This is a genomic window from Neobacillus oceani (assembly GCF_046237595.1).
Taxonomy (GTDB): domain Bacteria; phylum Bacillota; class Bacilli; order Bacillales; family Cytobacillaceae; genus Bacillus_D; species Bacillus_D oceani.
In genome coordinates this window covers 4,014,015-4,027,702 of sequence record NZ_CP143543.1, presented here as the reverse complement: position 1 = coordinate 4,027,702, position 13,688 = coordinate 4,014,015, and the positions used below count along the sequence as shown (strand labels likewise).

Genomic DNA, 13,688 nt, shown 5'->3' with positions numbered 1-13,688 from the left:
CGTATGGCCAGACGGATTATGCCGGTTGGCCTTGTTTTTATTTTATGAAGAGAAGTTTGTGCTTTAATGTGGTTCTTCACCATAAGTTCTGGTTTTTCATTTAAAGGTAATCAAGCTGGGCGACAAAGATTTGTGCCAAATCCGAAAAGGTGTCACTCAAATCTGGATGAGTGACAAAGATTTGGGCAAAAGCCGAAAAGGTGTCACTCAAATCCATTTGAGCGACAAAGAATTGCGCCAAATCGGAAAAGGTGTCACTCAAATCCGTTTGAGCGACAAAGAATTGCGCCAAGGCGGACAAGGTGTCAGTCAAATCCGTTTGAGCGACAAAGAATTGCGCCAAATCGGAAAAGGTGTCACTCAAATCCGTTTGAGCGACAAAGAATTGCGCCAAATCGGAAAAGGTGTCACTCAAATCCGTTTGAGCGACAAAGAATTGCGCAAAGCCCGAAAAGGTGTCACTCAATTCTGGATGAGTGACAAAGATTTGTGCCAAAGCCGAAAAGGTGTCACCCAAATCTGTTTGAGCGACAAAGAATTGCGCAAAGCCCGAAAAGGTGTCACTCAAATCTGGATGAGCGACAAAGATTGGGCCAAATACCAAAAAAGTTGTCAAGGAAGATTTCGTTTGTAAAGCGCTAATCAACAAATTTTAAATCACTCTTTTTGATGAAGAACCTTAAATGTTTTAATTTGTAACTTTTTCCTAAAACAACCGTAATACCAGCAAGAGGTGATCCAAATGGAAAAACAAACTTTGTATGTATCTGATAATTTTTTCTCTGCTGGACGGACCGATATTTATAATGGATCTAAGGAAAAGGTTGGAGAAGTCGATTTGAGGAGTATGTTCACCGCAGGATTGGATGTCCTTAATACGGACGGGGAAATCATCGTTAGCGGCAAATTCCCTTTTTTAAGCCGGAGATGGGTTGTCACCGGTCCGGATGGACAGGAAGTCGGGAATCTAAGGGCCAAGTTCGCTTTATTTTCAAAAAGGTATGAATACAGCACAGAAAACGGCCGGATTTTCGAGATTGAGTCAGAGGCCTTTTCCAACTTATATATCCTTTATGATGAGAATAGGAACGAGGCGGGCCGCTTTGAAAAAATCAGCGGGTTCTTTTCAGCAGCCGCTTTTCAGCTGTCCAGTTCGGATAAAGGGCTGAATGTATATGAAATGATCGCCGTTGTTATGGGCGTCAATGCTATCCAAAAGGCGGCAAGGAATGCCAGGAATGCCGGGCACTAACATTTTCAGGCCTCTTCGCACTGCAGTGAAGGGGTCCTTTTTTTAGGTGAAATCCCTGATAATCAAATCGGACGAAACGGGCTTGATTCCTAGCTCGCGGGACCAAATGGACAATTGTCCAATATGATGGATTTCATGGGAGATGATGTGGCGAAGGACTTTTCCGTGTGTTAAATTGTATGTCTTTCCGTTTTTGCTTTGAATGATAAGCAGCTTCTCTTCACTGGCAGAATTCCATAGCTTGAGAAAGTTTTCAGTAACGTCCCTAACCAGATTTGAAAACTCAATGACTTCTTCAAGGCTGTGAATTGAATTAATATCGGTTTTCATAGGCGATTTTCCGAGAAGCTGATTGATCCATAGCTGTTCGCAATCAACCACATGGTACAGATTTTTCAAAATGCTTCCCATTCCGCCAACCCGGGATTTGCAGAGTTCTTCCTGTGAAATTGACTCGCACCACTTGAACCAATCTTCCCTAACCTGCCAATTGTACAAAAACATATCCAGCATGCAGCATACCCCTCAATACGTGATACAACTACAATACCATTTTCCTTTTATTATTCAATATGGAATAAGGTGGAGGGGATTTTCTTTTTTTGTCGAATGAATAAGGGAAGGATTAGGAGGAGAGATTCTGCGAGTATGAAAAGAGAACCAGAGTTGGTATTTAAGGTTTGTGAAACATACATTGATTTATGGCACAAACACCTGCCGGGCAAGCTAGAAGGCTTTTACCTGCACGGTTCCATCGTCCTTGGGGCTTTTGAAGATCACTCAAGTGACCTTGATTTTGTAGCTGTGACAAAAAATCCTCTGGAGGAAGAAGAACTTCAGATAGTTAAGAAAATCCATAAAGCCATTGCCGCCAGCTATCCAAAACCTGAGATGGATGGCATGTATATTGTTTGGGAGGATTTCGGCCGCAGAGACACTTTTAATAACGCTCCATATCCTTCTTACAATGAAGGGCAGCTCTCATTTGAGGATCGTTTTAACCCTGTAACCTGGTGGCTCCTAAAGAGAAAAGGAATCAGCCTTTTAGGGCCAAATAACTCCGAACTCGACATACGAGTGACCGAAAAGGATCTTGTCGAATACGTTTTGGACAATATGGATTCCTATTGGGGGAAAAGGGTTGAATGGCTTGAAAAGTCAAAGGAGAAGCTGTCCGCTTTTTCCACTGCGGAAATAAGCGGTGAAATTGAATGGACAGTGCTTGGGCTGCTGCGCCAATTCTATACGCTAAATGAATTCGATATCGTTTCCAAACTTGGCGCTGGTGAATATGGGCTCGCCCAATTGCCAGAGGAATGGCACCCTATTATCAGGGAAGCAATCGCTATTCGAAGCGGGAACGGGGAAGCGCTTTTCGGTTCGAACGAGGACCGGATTGATAGGCTGCTGGAATTTGCGGAATATATCATTGGGTCTAAAAAGCGGGGGGATTTACATGAAGAGTTTAAGTGAGAAATATACGATACGGGCTGGGACTATCGCAGACGCGGAAGGAACTTTTGTGGTGCTTAAAGCTGTCATTGCTGAGGGCGGCTATCTCATGACAGCTCCAGAAGAATTCAATCAAACCATCGACCAGCACGAAGAGTGGATAAAGAAGCTTTCGAACAGTGAACGGGAAGCGCTTTTTGTAGCTGAAAGGGACGGGAAGGTTGCCGGTTTTATCATGTTTCAATCACCCGATCGAAAAAGGGTCTCCCATACGGGCACTTTTGGAATCATGATCAGCAAGGAGCACAGGGATAAGGGGCTAGGCAAATTGCTTTTAAAAACGCTTCTCGACTGGGCAGAAAAGAACCCTCTGATAGAAAAGGTAAGCCTCGCGGTTTTTTCTACAAACGAAAGGGCGATTGCTTTGTATAAAAGCTTTGGGTTCATAGAAGAGGGGCGCAAGGTCAATGACGTGAAGTTTGCCGAAAATGAGTATGCGGATGATATCCTCATGTATAAATCAGTAAAATAGCAAAAAGGCACGGTATCCCATCAAAACAGCGGGTACTGTTCCTTTTTTTACTCTATTTTTTCGTTTTTCCCTCATCGTCGCCTTTGTTGATTTCCTTCTTGATCTCATCCGTCAGCCCTTCGGAGGCTCGTTTAAACTCTCGGATTGACCGTCCAACTGCGCGGCCGATTTCAGGCAATTTATTCGGGCCGAACACGATTAGCGCCACAACTAGTATTAGTATCATTCCTGGTACACCGATATTTGAAAGCATTGTCTCATCTCCTGGTTGAATTGTATCCAGTCATTCAAGACCAGTATACTCTTTTCTAAAAATGAGGACTAGTACAGACGCTTTTGTTAACTCATCGAAAAACCCGTATCCAGTGAGAATCAGGATACGGGTTCTATTTTTTCTAGCAGCACCTGGATACTTTCCCGCCCTTGGCGTTGTAGCGGGCGTCCTGTGCTTCGCAAAAGAATTCCTTTCTTGTCTTTACAGGCTGGTCTGGATGATGGGCTGTCATATGTTCAACATATCTCTCATAACTCGGGACCCCTACGAGCAGCGAAATGAATTGTTTCCGGTATGCGAGCATGTCTTTCAGTTTATTAAGCATAATGTTTCAGGTCTCCATCCCCACGTGGAATATAAGGTGATTCATGCAATTCCAGCTTCTGGTTTTTAAACACCTTAACCCAAATCCTTAGCGCCGAGATCAGAACCGCAATCACGACTATCATGAAGAATGCGCAAAGGGCCGCGTCAATATAGTCGTTAAAAATTATCTGCCTCATTTGTGCCACGTTTGCAGCTGGGGCCAAAACCTTCCCTTCATCCAAAGCCTGGCTAAATACCTTGGCGTGGGAAAGGAAGCCGATTTTTGGATTCTCGTGGAACAGCTTTTGCCAGCCGGCGGTCATGGTAACAATTAAAATCCATGTCGTCGGGATAAGGGTAACCCATACATACGCTTTTTTGCCCATTTTGAAAAGGACTGTCGTCCCGAGAAGCAGGGCGATGGCGGCAAGCATTTGGTTCGCGATGCCAAATAGCGGCCATAGCGTATTAATCCCGCCAAGTGGATCGATAACACCTTGGTAAAGGAAATAACCCCAGAATGTAACGCAAAGTGTTGTTGCAATGATGTTCGGGATTAAAGCATCTGTTTTCGCAAATGGTTTGTACACGTTGCCAATCAAATCCTGGATGATGAAGCGTCCGACGCGTGTCCCGGCGTCAATGGTCGTCAGAATGAACAGGGCTTCAAACAGGATGGCGAAGTGGTACCAGAATGCCATGAGTGCTTTTCCGCCAATGACCTTCGAGAAAATAAACGCCATACCGATGGCCAAGGTCGGCGCTCCGCCTGTACGGGAAATGATCGATTGCTCGCCGACATCTTCGGCAAGTCCGGTCAAATCGTCAGGTGTGATCGTGAATCCCATGTTTGAAACAGCAGTTGCTGCCTGGACCACGTCCGTTCCAATAACAGCGGGAGGGCTGTTGATCGCAAAATAAATTCCCGGAGTCAGTACGCATGCTGCGATCATTGCCATAACGGCAACAAACGATTCTGTCAGCATCGCGCCATAGCCAATAGGCTGGGCGTGCGATTCGCGTTCGATCATTTTCGGAGTTGTACCCGATGAAATCAGGGAGTGGAAGCCCGAGACGGCTCCGCACGCAATGGTGATAAACAGGAACGGGAACAGGTTTCCGGCGAATACCGGGCCGGTTCCATCAATGAACTTCGTCACGCCAGGCATCTGAAGATCTGGTGCGACGAAAAGGATACCCAGGGCCAGTCCAAAAATTACTCCGATTTTCAAGAAAGTACTTAAATAATCACGTGGCGCCAGAAGCATCCAAACAGGAAGGACGGACGCGACAAAACCGTAAATAATCATCATGATTGCAATTGCTTCGCCTGAAAAAGTAAACATTTTTGCGAGCTCGGCATGCTGGGATACATATTGCCCTCCATAAATGGAGAGAAGGAGCAGGATTCCCCCCATGATTGAGGCTTCGCCAACGCGGCCCGGGCGGATATAGCGCATATAGAATCCCATCAGCACCGCAATTGGAATGGTCGCGGCAATTGTAAACATTCCCCAAGGGCTTCCAATAAGCGCTTTTACAACAACCAATGCCAATACGGCCAATAATATAATCATAATTCCTAAAATGCCGACCATGGCGATAATGCCTGTAATAGGGCCGATTTCTTCCTTAATCATTTCTCCAAGCGACTTCCCATTGCGTCGCATTGAGCCGAACAGGATGATGAAGTCCTGGACAGCACCGGCAAGGACGACGCCGACGACGATCCAGAGTGTTCCCGGTAGGTATCCCATTTGGGCCGCGAGAATTGGCCCGACGAGCGGGCCGGCACCGGCGATTGCGGCAAAGTGGTGCCCGAACAGAACCCATTTGTTTGTCGGAACATAGTCTTTTCCGTCATTATTGACTTCCGCAGGAGTTTTCCTGTTGTCATCCAGCTCGAAAACTTTCCTAGCGATGAACTTGCTGTAGAAACGGTAAGCGATTGCATAAACACAGATGGCGGCCGTTACGAGCCAAATGGCATTGATGGTTTCGCCATTATTCAGAGCCAAGACCCCGAATGCCGCGGCTCCCAACGCGGAAACCAAACCCCAAATAATGATTGACTTTAATGCTTTAATGACACTCCCCACCTTTTCTTTTTTTGTGTGTATCCAAAATGAATTATATTACACAATTCTGAATTTTAAAATAAATATATGTCGATTTGTGAAAAAATACTAGGATATTCTACTAGGAGCAGGTCGAAACAGAAAAAGTATATTTGTGGAAAAAGCAAAAAAAGCTGGTTTCTTGACAGATGCCATTTACTTTTGGTGTTTTTCGGAAAAGTAAAAAAGCCGCTTGCTACGGTTTAACGAGTTTACTATTAAAGTAATCCGTTAGACGTCGGCAGGCAGCTTTCTCGATTAAATACAATTAACTTAAATCCATCGTCCCCTTGACTCTTGCCTGGTAAGCTGCTAAACGAATACAAACGAGGCAAATTATGAAAAAAACGATTCCCAATAAAAACTCCTGGCCTGCATAGACAGGGACTCGATCAAAGTTTCCTTCATTCATAATCTCCTTTGTCAGTTTGACCCCTCTCGTTAAGGGCATGAAGTTTGCTATGAATTGCAGTGCGTGGGGCATGCTCGATTGAGGATAGTTAGCCCCGCTTAATAGAAGCAGGATGCTGGCTAATAAATTGGTCAGCAGGTGCATGGATGGCGTCCACAAACAGAAGCTTCCGATAATTAACCCGAGGCCGCAAGCAGAGAAAATGGAGACAGCCCAAACGAGTGCAAGGGCGCCCGCCGCTTCAAAACTAAGGGAAATATCAAAAAGTAAAATTCCAAATAATAAACCGATAAATGCGGTGAACATCCCGTTTGCCACATGCGCCAAAGAACGGGCCAAAAACATCGCAGGCTTGTTCGCCGGAGTAGCCATGATTAGCTGCAGCGTGCCCATGCTCCGGTCTGATGTTATGACAGATGTGATTCCGAATACCGAATTCATTACACACAATAGTAAAGCGTTTGCTCCTATATAGCCTGCAAGGTCAACGCCGTCATAAACATGCCTCACTAAAAAGGAGAAAAAAAGCAATTGGCTGAGCGGCATGCATACCATGACAAGTACATACACCTTCGGATCCAGCCAGCCAAATAATGCCCGATAGGATAAAAAACTATGCCGAAAAAAACGCTTAATGGCCTCCATGTTTAATACACCCCCAACTTTCCGTCAATACGTGCTTTTCGCTCGACAGCTTTATAGCATGACCATGCAATCAATCCATACACAAGGGACAATACTAGTAAAATGCCCATTGTTTTAAGAATGGCATCAGTGTTAGTGGCGGCGAGGGTTTCCCGCAATAATGCAATTGCCCATGTGGGGGGCAGTATATAAGAAAGCGGCTGAATCCAATGCGGCAAAATGGAAATCGGGAATAAAAACCCGCAAATGAAATAGATTGGGTATTCAATGAAGTTCATTAATGCTTCCGCCTGGCGGGATAAAGTGAAAAACAGCGCCAAAAAGAATGAAAAGATGATCAATGCAAGTACCACAAGCAGGAGTGCCAGCAAAAACAGGAGGGGATGGACAATCACAACTTGTACACGGAAAAACACAACTAAATAGAGTACTGACAAGCCCATAGCGATCATTCCCCAGATGGTATTCCCGACAATTTTACCGAGAAGGATAATTGAAAAGGGGGTAGGGGCAACGAATATGTTTTCCAATGTTCCGTAAAACCGTTCCCGGTTAATATCGCTCGCGGAAGAGTAGACAATGGACGACCAGAGGGCCATAAAACCGGAACCAAGCAACACATAATGCACGAGTGTCTCATTTGGAACGTTCCCGTAAATAAAGTAGCTTAGTGTCGCGTAAAAAAGAGGCGAAATCCAGATGATGAATTGAAACATTGGACGTGCGATCGATAGCTTCATTTGCAGATTAGCTGTTTGCCATAATGGGTGCAGAATGCGGTTCATCTTTTAATCCTCCAATCAAATGCAAATAAACATCTTCAAGGGAAGGCTCCGTGATTGAAATGTTTTGAATCCCGCTTTCACCCAACCCGCTATAAAGAAGGGAAATGACTTTTTGCGGTTCACTAGTTTGGACACGGACAGTGGAAAAGTAGTCATTTGACGTTTCCTCCAAATGGTGCAGGCTGGCATGTTTGGTAAGCAGGGATTTTGCTTTCAGTCCATTTGTACAATCAAATTGGACGACCGATAGCTGGCCAACCATCTTCTTCAAATTATCCGGTGTGTCTATTGCGATAAGTTCGCCTTGATTAATAAACGCAATGCGGTCGCAAAGCTCATCTGCTTCTTGCATGTAATGGGTTGTCAGCACAATGGTTGTTCCTTTTTCGTTTAGCTGCCGGATGATTTGCCTGAGGTTTCTCGCGCTGACCGGATCCAGGCCGATGGAAGGCTCATCCAGAAAAAGGATTTTTGGGTCATTTATTAATCCGCGTGCAATTTGCAGCCGCTGCTTCATCCCCTTTGAAAAAGTTTCAACGCGCTGGGCCGCCGCATTCTCAAGCCCTACTAGTTGCAGCAATTCAGGGATTCGTTCCTTTTGGATGATCCTTGGGATTTTATACAAGTCCGCAAAGTAGGCGAGATTATCATAGGCTGATAAACGCCAGTATAAATTCCGCTCGCCGCCCAGAATGAAATTGATTTGGGGCCTCAATTTGTGATTTTCAGTTTCAGCATCCAAACCAAGGATGGTGGCTTGGCCTTCCGTTGGAATAAGCATAGTTGTCAAAATTTTAATCATCGTCGTCTTGCCAGCCCCATTCGGTCCTAGCAAACCAAAGACCTCTCCTTTTTGTACTTCAAATGAAATTCCCTTTAAAGCTTCGATAGTTTTCTTCTTTTTTTTGAAAAATCCATGCTCTGCCACATACGTCCTTTTAACATTCTTCACTTTGATAATTGAAGGGTTCATTTTTTCACCTCTATATTAGATGATTATCTTATGATATGATTGTATTATAATTCTAAATTTTTGCAATAAAAAAAGAACGACAATTTTGTCGCTCTTTTTTAATCAAGTTTTAGTATTCGTGAATTCCTGCAGTACTGATTTAAACTTTTCCAATTGAACCGGGTCCGCGGAAAAATATTTTATAGCCCCAATTTTTTCTTCTTTGATCAAATTCGCCTTTTTGAGCAGGTCCAGATGATGTGAAACGGTCGCCGTGGTGACCCCGACATACTCCGCCAATCTGGCGCCATATTCCTTTTTTACGCATAACATTCTTAAAATCAAAAGTCTGTTTGGGTCGGAAAGTACTTTTAGTATTTTAGACAGTTCCTTGCTTTTTTCCCTGTCATCATTCAAAGGTTGGGCGCAGCCAAAAATCACAATACAAACCGCATGATTAAAAACACGCATTTTAAATGGAGAAAAACCATAGCTTGGGAAAAAATAATAGAGCTTATAATCGCTTGTACGCTTGAACGTTTTTCCCATTACGTATTGTGAAAGCGCGAGAGGTTTCATGTTCAATTTTTTTAGTTCCAATAATTGTTGATCAATGTCCGCTTGCTTCGCATTAATCCACTTTTGAAAATAATCGCCATGAAGGATGTGGAGGAAAGCATCAAAAAATTCTTTGCGGAATGAATGGAGTTCCAGCAAAAACGTTTTGATAAATTGCCGTTTCTCGGGAGTGCTCCACTCATAACGATCTTCCATGGATTCAATATCTTCTGGTGATGTAAGGAGCTTTGCAATTAAATCCCTTGGGATTTCCCCTCCTAAAAAGCTCTGCACAAAATCAAGATTGGGTAAAGCTGAAATGCCTGTGCAAAAATCCTTTTCATCTTGAAAATGCGGTACTCTTAAAAGTAAATCAAGGCAGCCCAATAGATCATCGGTGCAATAACTGTGCCACTTTTCAATAAATATTCTCGATTGTTCAGGAAGCGCTTTTTCAATTGATTGAAAATCTATATAGTGAAAATCCTTTTTGTTTCTTAATAACATTCCACAAAGGAGAATCATGCCTTCCACAACAGGAGAAAAAAACATATGTACTTGTTCATTTGCAGTTTCTTCGTAATTTATTTCAATGGTCATTAGCCAATCCTCCATAGCGTGTTACTTATATTATAAAGTGGCCATCTAATATTGGGAAGTTTGGGGCCTAAAGTGAAGCCGGAAAATAAAAAGGGCCATGAGTAAGGAACTCCTGGCTGCTTGAACTGAATATCTTTTAACTCCGAAACCTTTTATATATCCTTCATTTCATCCATAGCCGCAAGCACAGCTTCCTGAATTTCCTTATAGCCGGTGCAACGGCAAATATTGGACTCAAGCCAATCGTCGAGCACTTTTTCATCAGCAACGGATTCTTTTTGGACAAGTGCGTGGCAATTCACTAGAAATCCGGATGTGCAGTAGCCGCACTGGAAGGCAAATTTTTCAACGAATGCCCGCTGAATTGGCGTATCCTTGAGGCCTTCAATCGTCGTAATTTCCTTCCCTTCACCTTCGACGGCAAGCATGAGGCATGATTTTTGTGGTGTGCCGTCAACAAGTACGGTGCACGCCCCACAATCCCCATTCAGGCAGCCAGGCTTTGAGCCGGTCAGCCCAAGCCTTACACGGATAACATACAGCAATGAATCGGCCGGACGGACCGAAACAATTTCTGTTTCGGAATTGATGGCAAGGCGGACGTTGAACCTAGGATCATTGGCCAACTTTTTCACCCTCCAGCTCACGGATGGCATCCGCAATCATATTTTTCAAAACGTAAAGGCGGAACTCCTTTGAGCCTTCGACATCGTCCAAAATGGGGGAGGGAAGGCTTCCTATGGCTCTGTATGCCCGGTCTTCTGGCGCAAGGGAATTGTCATTCAAATCCTTTTCCATTTCCTTTGAGCGGAACGGGTATGGGCAGACTCCGCTGAAAGCCATCCGGATTTCCTCGTCCCTTTTAATGGCGGCGATTGTAACGAGCGGGTAGCCGGTTTTCCACTGCTTCCGCCTTTTTTGTGTAAAGTAGGACAAGTTCAAAAACTCTTTTTCTATTAAAATTGTGAACACAAATTCCCCATCCTGCAATTGGATTGTTTGATTGAAAATATCGTTTAATGGCTTGTAGGCAAGGCCTCCCGCTCCCATAATCCCAACAAGCGAGTCGGCGATCAGCAATGGCAGCACCGCTTCACGATAAAAAATTTTCCCGCATATATTCCCGCCAATCGTGATTTTGTTGCGGGCAGTCCGGTCGGCGATTTCACTCACCGTTTTGCTAAGAAGGGGGAAGTTTTTATTCTCCTCAATGGAAGTTAACGTCGCGCCTGCTCCTATCACTAAAAACTGATCATGAAAAAAAATCTCCCCATAGCCCGGCAGCCCTTTCAGGTCAATCACATCATCCGCGTAATCAAGGCCAATCCGTCCAAGGGTGATCAGTTCGGTACCGCCCGAAAAATAAAAAGGGATTTCTTGCTGATTTTTGGCACCCTGATAAACACCGACGGCTTCCTGGGCTGTTTGCGGTTTAAAATACCGGAAGTTAAACGGTAGCATTTTTCATCCCCCTTGAAGCCCGCCATAATTGCTCCGGAATAAGAGGGAGGTGGTTTAACTGGACGCCCAGCGCGGTCGAAAGGCAATTTCCAAGGGCGGCGGGCATCCCGATCAACCCATGCTCGCCCGCGCCCCTCGATCCATATGGGCCGGCCAGGTGGGGAGTTTCAATAAAGTCGACGATGTATTCGGGCTGTTCGCCATAGTGGAGCGGCCTGTATGTCCTCAGCTGCGGATTCAGGACCCTCCCGTTTGCTTCGAACACAAATGTTTCCCTTCCTCCAAACGCGATTCCCATGCTCATTGCTCCCATCACTTGGCCAAGGAGAGCTTTCTCGTTTAAAACTTTCCCGATATCCAGAACTGCATAAGCTTTCAAAATCCGATACGTATAATCCCTTGTGTCCAGCTCGAGTTCAATTCCCTCTGCCCCTACTGTCCATTCAGGGCCGGGTCGACTTTTTCCCGTTTGGGGGTCAAGCCTCGTAATTCGGTTCTGTGTATAATTCCCGGTGGCCAGGATTTGCCCGCCAATCGTCTCGCCATTTGGAAATTTGTATCCGTAGGCGAGATCTTTTGCATCAAGGCTTACGGTTGGGTCGTCGATGTAATAAACCTTTTCGTGCGCCACCTCAAGGTCATCAGGGGATACATGCAATACACAAGAGGCGCGTTCCTTAAGCTGCCGGATGGCATCCTCGGCGGCCGCTAGAACCGCCCTTCCGCCCATCAGCGTGCCCCGGCTTCCCACAGTCTTCCAGTGCTCGGGTGTCGTTTGTGTATCGACAAGCATTTTTACGTGGATTCTGTTAATGTCCATTTTCAGGCGTTCCGCTAAAATTTGTGCCAGGACCGTTTTTGTTCCCGTGCCAAGCTCGACGACACCCGACATGAGGTTGATACTGCCATCTGGGTTGAATGTTAAAATCGCGCCAGATGTTGCATCCGTATCAAAAGTGGAGGTCTTCCAGATACAGCAGGCGCCTTTTGCCCGGATCATCCGGCCGTCCTTCTGGATTAGCGGCTCCCCGTCCCAGTTCATAAGCTCCTTCAGCCTATCGATGCACTTCGGGAGGTCGCCCACTGTGCTCCGGTTCAGGACGACTTGTGTCGGCGTCATATCGCCTGGCATAATCGAATTTTTCCGGCGGAGTTCAAGCGGGTCCATCGAAAGTTTTTCGGCGAGTACATCCATCGACCGTTCAAAGGCAAAGTGGACTTCGGAATGGCTGTAGCCCCTGAATGCGCTAGCATATGGATGGTTTGTATACATGCAATACGAATCGCAGTAGATATGTTCAATATCATATGGGCCTGTGCAGTCAACAGCTCCCGCGCGGCTAATATCGACTGATTTATCCGAGTAGGCCCCGCCGTCCCACAGAAACACGATTTCCGCTGCCTTCAGCATGCCGTCTCTTGTCGCACCGAGCTTTACAGTTGCATCGAGCCCGATATGGCAGGGGGAGGTAATCATGTCCTCTTCCCGGGAATTAAAAAGCTTGACCGGGCGGCCGCCAACCGCTTTTGAGGCGAGGTACGCAATGACCTCGAGCTGGATGGCAGCCTTGCCGCCGTATGCCCCGCCGACGAGGGGAGTATGGACGATGACTCTGCCAGGTTCGATACCGAAGTACCATTTAAATAATTTTTTTATAGCGAATGGTGCTTGGGTCGAGGTCGTTATTTTTATATAGCCGTCTGGCATTATTTCGGCAATCGAGGCCCTTGTTTCCATCGCGACGTGGTCCGAGGGGTTGAAATCGATTTGAAATTCCACCACGACCTCGCTTTCCTGGAATCCTTTTTGGATATCTCCTTTCCTAATTTTGTCCAGTGTGGCAACATTTGTACCGGAGATCGGATAAACCCCGGGCGGTTTTTCATAATCGCCCAGCTGCTCATGGACGAGGACGGCATCTTTTTGAAAAGCCTGCCGTGGTGAATTCACGACAGGAAGAGGTTTGTAGGATACCTTGATTCGGTCAACCGCCTGCTTCGCGATCACAGGCGTTTCCGCGACAACAACCGCGACAGGCTCGCCGTGATACCGGACCCTCTTGTAGGCGATTGGTGACCTGTCCTTGATTTCCTCGCCGACGAGCGGGAAAGGCTCATTTCCGAGAATGGCTTTTACCCCTGGCACTTTCCAGGCATCCGAAAAGTCCATGCTAGTAATCTCGGCATGGGCATAGGGGCTGATCAGCATCCACGCATGAAGGGTTCCTGTTTCCTGGAAATCGTTTGTGTACTTCGCCCTTCCTGTCACTTTATCAAACGCTTCCTTCCGGATCACACTTTTCCCGATATACTCCAATCCAACCACCTCACTTTCTATTTGC

Annotated in this window: 15 protein-coding genes; 3 read left to right on the top strand and 12 right to left on the bottom strand. The window is 45.7% G+C overall.

Annotation, left to right across the window (positions count from 1 at the left end; translation table 11 throughout):
- Window positions 1–100: 100 nt before the first annotated feature.
- Window positions 101–616, bottom strand: a complete 516-nt coding sequence (locus V1499_RS20440; RefSeq protein WP_409272124.1) for a hypothetical protein — start codon at window positions 614–616, stop codon at window positions 101–103.
- A gap of 126 nt (window positions 617–742) precedes the next feature.
- Here V1499_RS20440 and V1499_RS20435 point away from each other — a divergent pair, with 126 nt between their 5' ends.
- Entirely contained in the window at window positions 743–1,252 is a 510-nt protein-coding gene (locus V1499_RS20435; protein ID WP_409272123.1) for a hypothetical protein, read from the top strand.
- Between the two features lie 42 nt (window positions 1,253–1,294).
- Here the strand turns inward: V1499_RS20435 and V1499_RS20430 are convergent, their stop codons facing one another.
- Window positions 1,295–1,765: a DinB family protein gene (locus V1499_RS20430; protein WP_409272122.1), complete on the bottom strand. Its 471-nt coding sequence runs from the start codon at window positions 1,763–1,765 to the stop codon at window positions 1,295–1,297.
- 135 nt (window positions 1,766–1,900) lie between these two features.
- Here V1499_RS20430 and V1499_RS20425 point away from each other — a divergent pair, with 135 nt between their 5' ends.
- Together V1499_RS20425 and V1499_RS20420 are read left to right on the top strand one after the other, a co-directional pair.
- The gene (locus V1499_RS20425) at window positions 1,901–2,725 is read left to right on the top strand and encodes an aminoglycoside adenylyltransferase domain-containing protein (RefSeq protein WP_409272121.1); all 825 of its coding nucleotides are present in this window, start codon (window positions 1,901–1,903) and stop codon (window positions 2,723–2,725) included.
- Window positions 2,709–3,236: a GNAT family N-acetyltransferase gene (locus tag V1499_RS20420; RefSeq protein ID WP_409272119.1), complete on the top strand. Its 528-nt coding sequence runs from the start codon at window positions 2,709–2,711 to the stop codon at window positions 3,234–3,236. Before V1499_RS20425 ends, V1499_RS20420 begins: the two co-directional genes overlap by 17 nt.
- A 52-nt stretch (window positions 3,237–3,288) precedes the next feature.
- Here the strand turns inward: V1499_RS20420 and V1499_RS20415 are convergent, their stop codons facing one another.
- The 10 genes from V1499_RS20415 to V1499_RS20370 all read right to left on the bottom strand — a co-directional run bounded on the left by V1499_RS20415 (window position 3,289) and on the right by V1499_RS20370 (window position 13,663).
- Window positions 3,289–3,489 carry a twin-arginine translocase TatA/TatE family subunit gene (locus V1499_RS20415; RefSeq protein ID WP_409272118.1) on the bottom strand — a complete coding sequence of 67 codons (201 nt, stop codon included), beginning with the start codon at window positions 3,487–3,489 and terminating at the stop codon, window positions 3,289–3,291.
- A 142-nt stretch (window positions 3,490–3,631) separates the two neighbouring features.
- On the bottom strand, window positions 3,632–3,835 hold the full coding sequence (locus V1499_RS20410) for a YbdD/YjiX family protein (protein ID WP_409272116.1): 204 nt from the start codon (window positions 3,833–3,835) through the stop codon (window positions 3,632–3,634).
- Window positions 3,828–5,903: a carbon starvation CstA family protein gene (locus V1499_RS20405; protein WP_409276351.1), complete on the bottom strand. Its 2,076-nt coding sequence runs from the start codon at window positions 5,901–5,903 to the stop codon at window positions 3,828–3,830. Before V1499_RS20405 ends, V1499_RS20410 begins: the two co-directional genes overlap by 8 nt.
- Before the next feature lie 298 nt (window positions 5,904–6,201).
- On the bottom strand, window positions 6,202–6,990 hold the full coding sequence (locus V1499_RS20400; protein ID WP_409272115.1) for an ABC transporter permease: 789 nt from the start codon (window positions 6,988–6,990) through the stop codon (window positions 6,202–6,204).
- Between the two features lie 2 nt (window positions 6,991–6,992).
- The gene (locus V1499_RS20395) at window positions 6,993–7,775 is read right to left on the bottom strand and encodes an ABC transporter permease (RefSeq protein WP_409272113.1); all 783 of its coding nucleotides are present in this window, start codon (window positions 7,773–7,775) and stop codon (window positions 6,993–6,995) included.
- Entirely contained in the window at window positions 7,738–8,748 is a 1,011-nt protein-coding gene (locus V1499_RS20390; RefSeq protein WP_409272111.1) for an ABC transporter ATP-binding protein, read from the bottom strand. The genes V1499_RS20395 and V1499_RS20390 overlap by 38 nt, the downstream gene beginning before the upstream one ends.
- Window positions 8,749–8,850: 102 nt before the next feature.
- Entirely contained in the window at window positions 8,851–9,885 is a 1,035-nt protein-coding gene (locus tag V1499_RS20385; RefSeq protein WP_409272110.1) for an ArsR/SmtB family transcription factor, read from the bottom strand.
- A 152-nt stretch (window positions 9,886–10,037) separates the two neighbouring features.
- The gene (locus tag V1499_RS20380; protein ID WP_409272108.1) at window positions 10,038–10,511 is read right to left on the bottom strand and encodes a (2Fe-2S)-binding protein; all 474 of its coding nucleotides are present in this window, start codon (window positions 10,509–10,511) and stop codon (window positions 10,038–10,040) included.
- Window positions 10,501–11,346 carry an FAD binding domain-containing protein gene (locus tag V1499_RS20375; RefSeq protein WP_409272107.1) on the bottom strand — a complete coding sequence of 282 codons (846 nt, stop codon included), beginning with the start codon at window positions 11,344–11,346 and terminating at the stop codon, window positions 10,501–10,503. Before V1499_RS20375 ends, V1499_RS20380 begins: the two co-directional genes overlap by 11 nt.
- Window positions 11,333–13,663 carry a xanthine dehydrogenase family protein molybdopterin-binding subunit gene (locus V1499_RS20370; protein ID WP_409272106.1) on the bottom strand — a complete coding sequence of 777 codons (2,331 nt, stop codon included), beginning with the start codon at window positions 13,661–13,663 and terminating at the stop codon, window positions 11,333–11,335. The genes V1499_RS20375 and V1499_RS20370 overlap by 14 nt, the downstream gene beginning before the upstream one ends.
- Window positions 13,664–13,688: the final 25 nt, after the last annotated feature.

What these genes read in the sequence shown, in the direction of transcription:
- V1499_RS20435 (WP_409272123.1), top strand. Translation starts at nt 743, where the DNA reads ATGGAAAAACAAACTTTGTATGTATCTGATAATTTTTTCTCTGCTGGA.
- V1499_RS20430 (WP_409272122.1), bottom strand. Translation starts at nt 1,765, where the DNA reads ATGCTGGATATGTTTTTGTACAATTGGCAGGTTAGGGAAGATTGGTTC.
- V1499_RS20425 (WP_409272121.1), top strand. Translation starts at nt 1,901, where the DNA reads ATGAAAAGAGAACCAGAGTTGGTATTTAAGGTTTGTGAAACATACATT.
- V1499_RS20420 (WP_409272119.1), top strand. Translation starts at nt 2,709, where the DNA reads ATGAAGAGTTTAAGTGAGAAATATACGATACGGGCTGGGACTATCGCA.
- V1499_RS20415 (WP_409272118.1), bottom strand. Translation starts at nt 3,489, where the DNA reads ATGCTTTCAAATATCGGTGTACCAGGAATGATACTAATACTAGTTGTG.
- V1499_RS20410 (WP_409272116.1), bottom strand. Translation starts at nt 3,835, where the DNA reads ATGCTTAATAAACTGAAAGACATGCTCGCATACCGGAAACAATTCATT.
- V1499_RS20400 (WP_409272115.1), bottom strand. Translation starts at nt 6,990, where the DNA reads ATGGAGGCCATTAAGCGTTTTTTTCGGCATAGTTTTTTATCCTATCGG.
- V1499_RS20395 (WP_409272113.1), bottom strand. Translation starts at nt 7,775, where the DNA reads ATGAACCGCATTCTGCACCCATTATGGCAAACAGCTAATCTGCAAATG.
- V1499_RS20390 (WP_409272111.1), bottom strand. Translation starts at nt 8,748, where the DNA reads ATGAACCCTTCAATTATCAAAGTGAAGAATGTTAAAAGGACGTATGTG.
- V1499_RS20385 (WP_409272110.1), bottom strand. Translation starts at nt 9,885, where the DNA reads ATGACCATTGAAATAAATTACGAAGAAACTGCAAATGAACAAGTACAT.
- V1499_RS20375 (WP_409272107.1), bottom strand. Translation starts at nt 11,346, where the DNA reads ATGCTACCGTTTAACTTCCGGTATTTTAAACCGCAAACAGCCCAGGAA.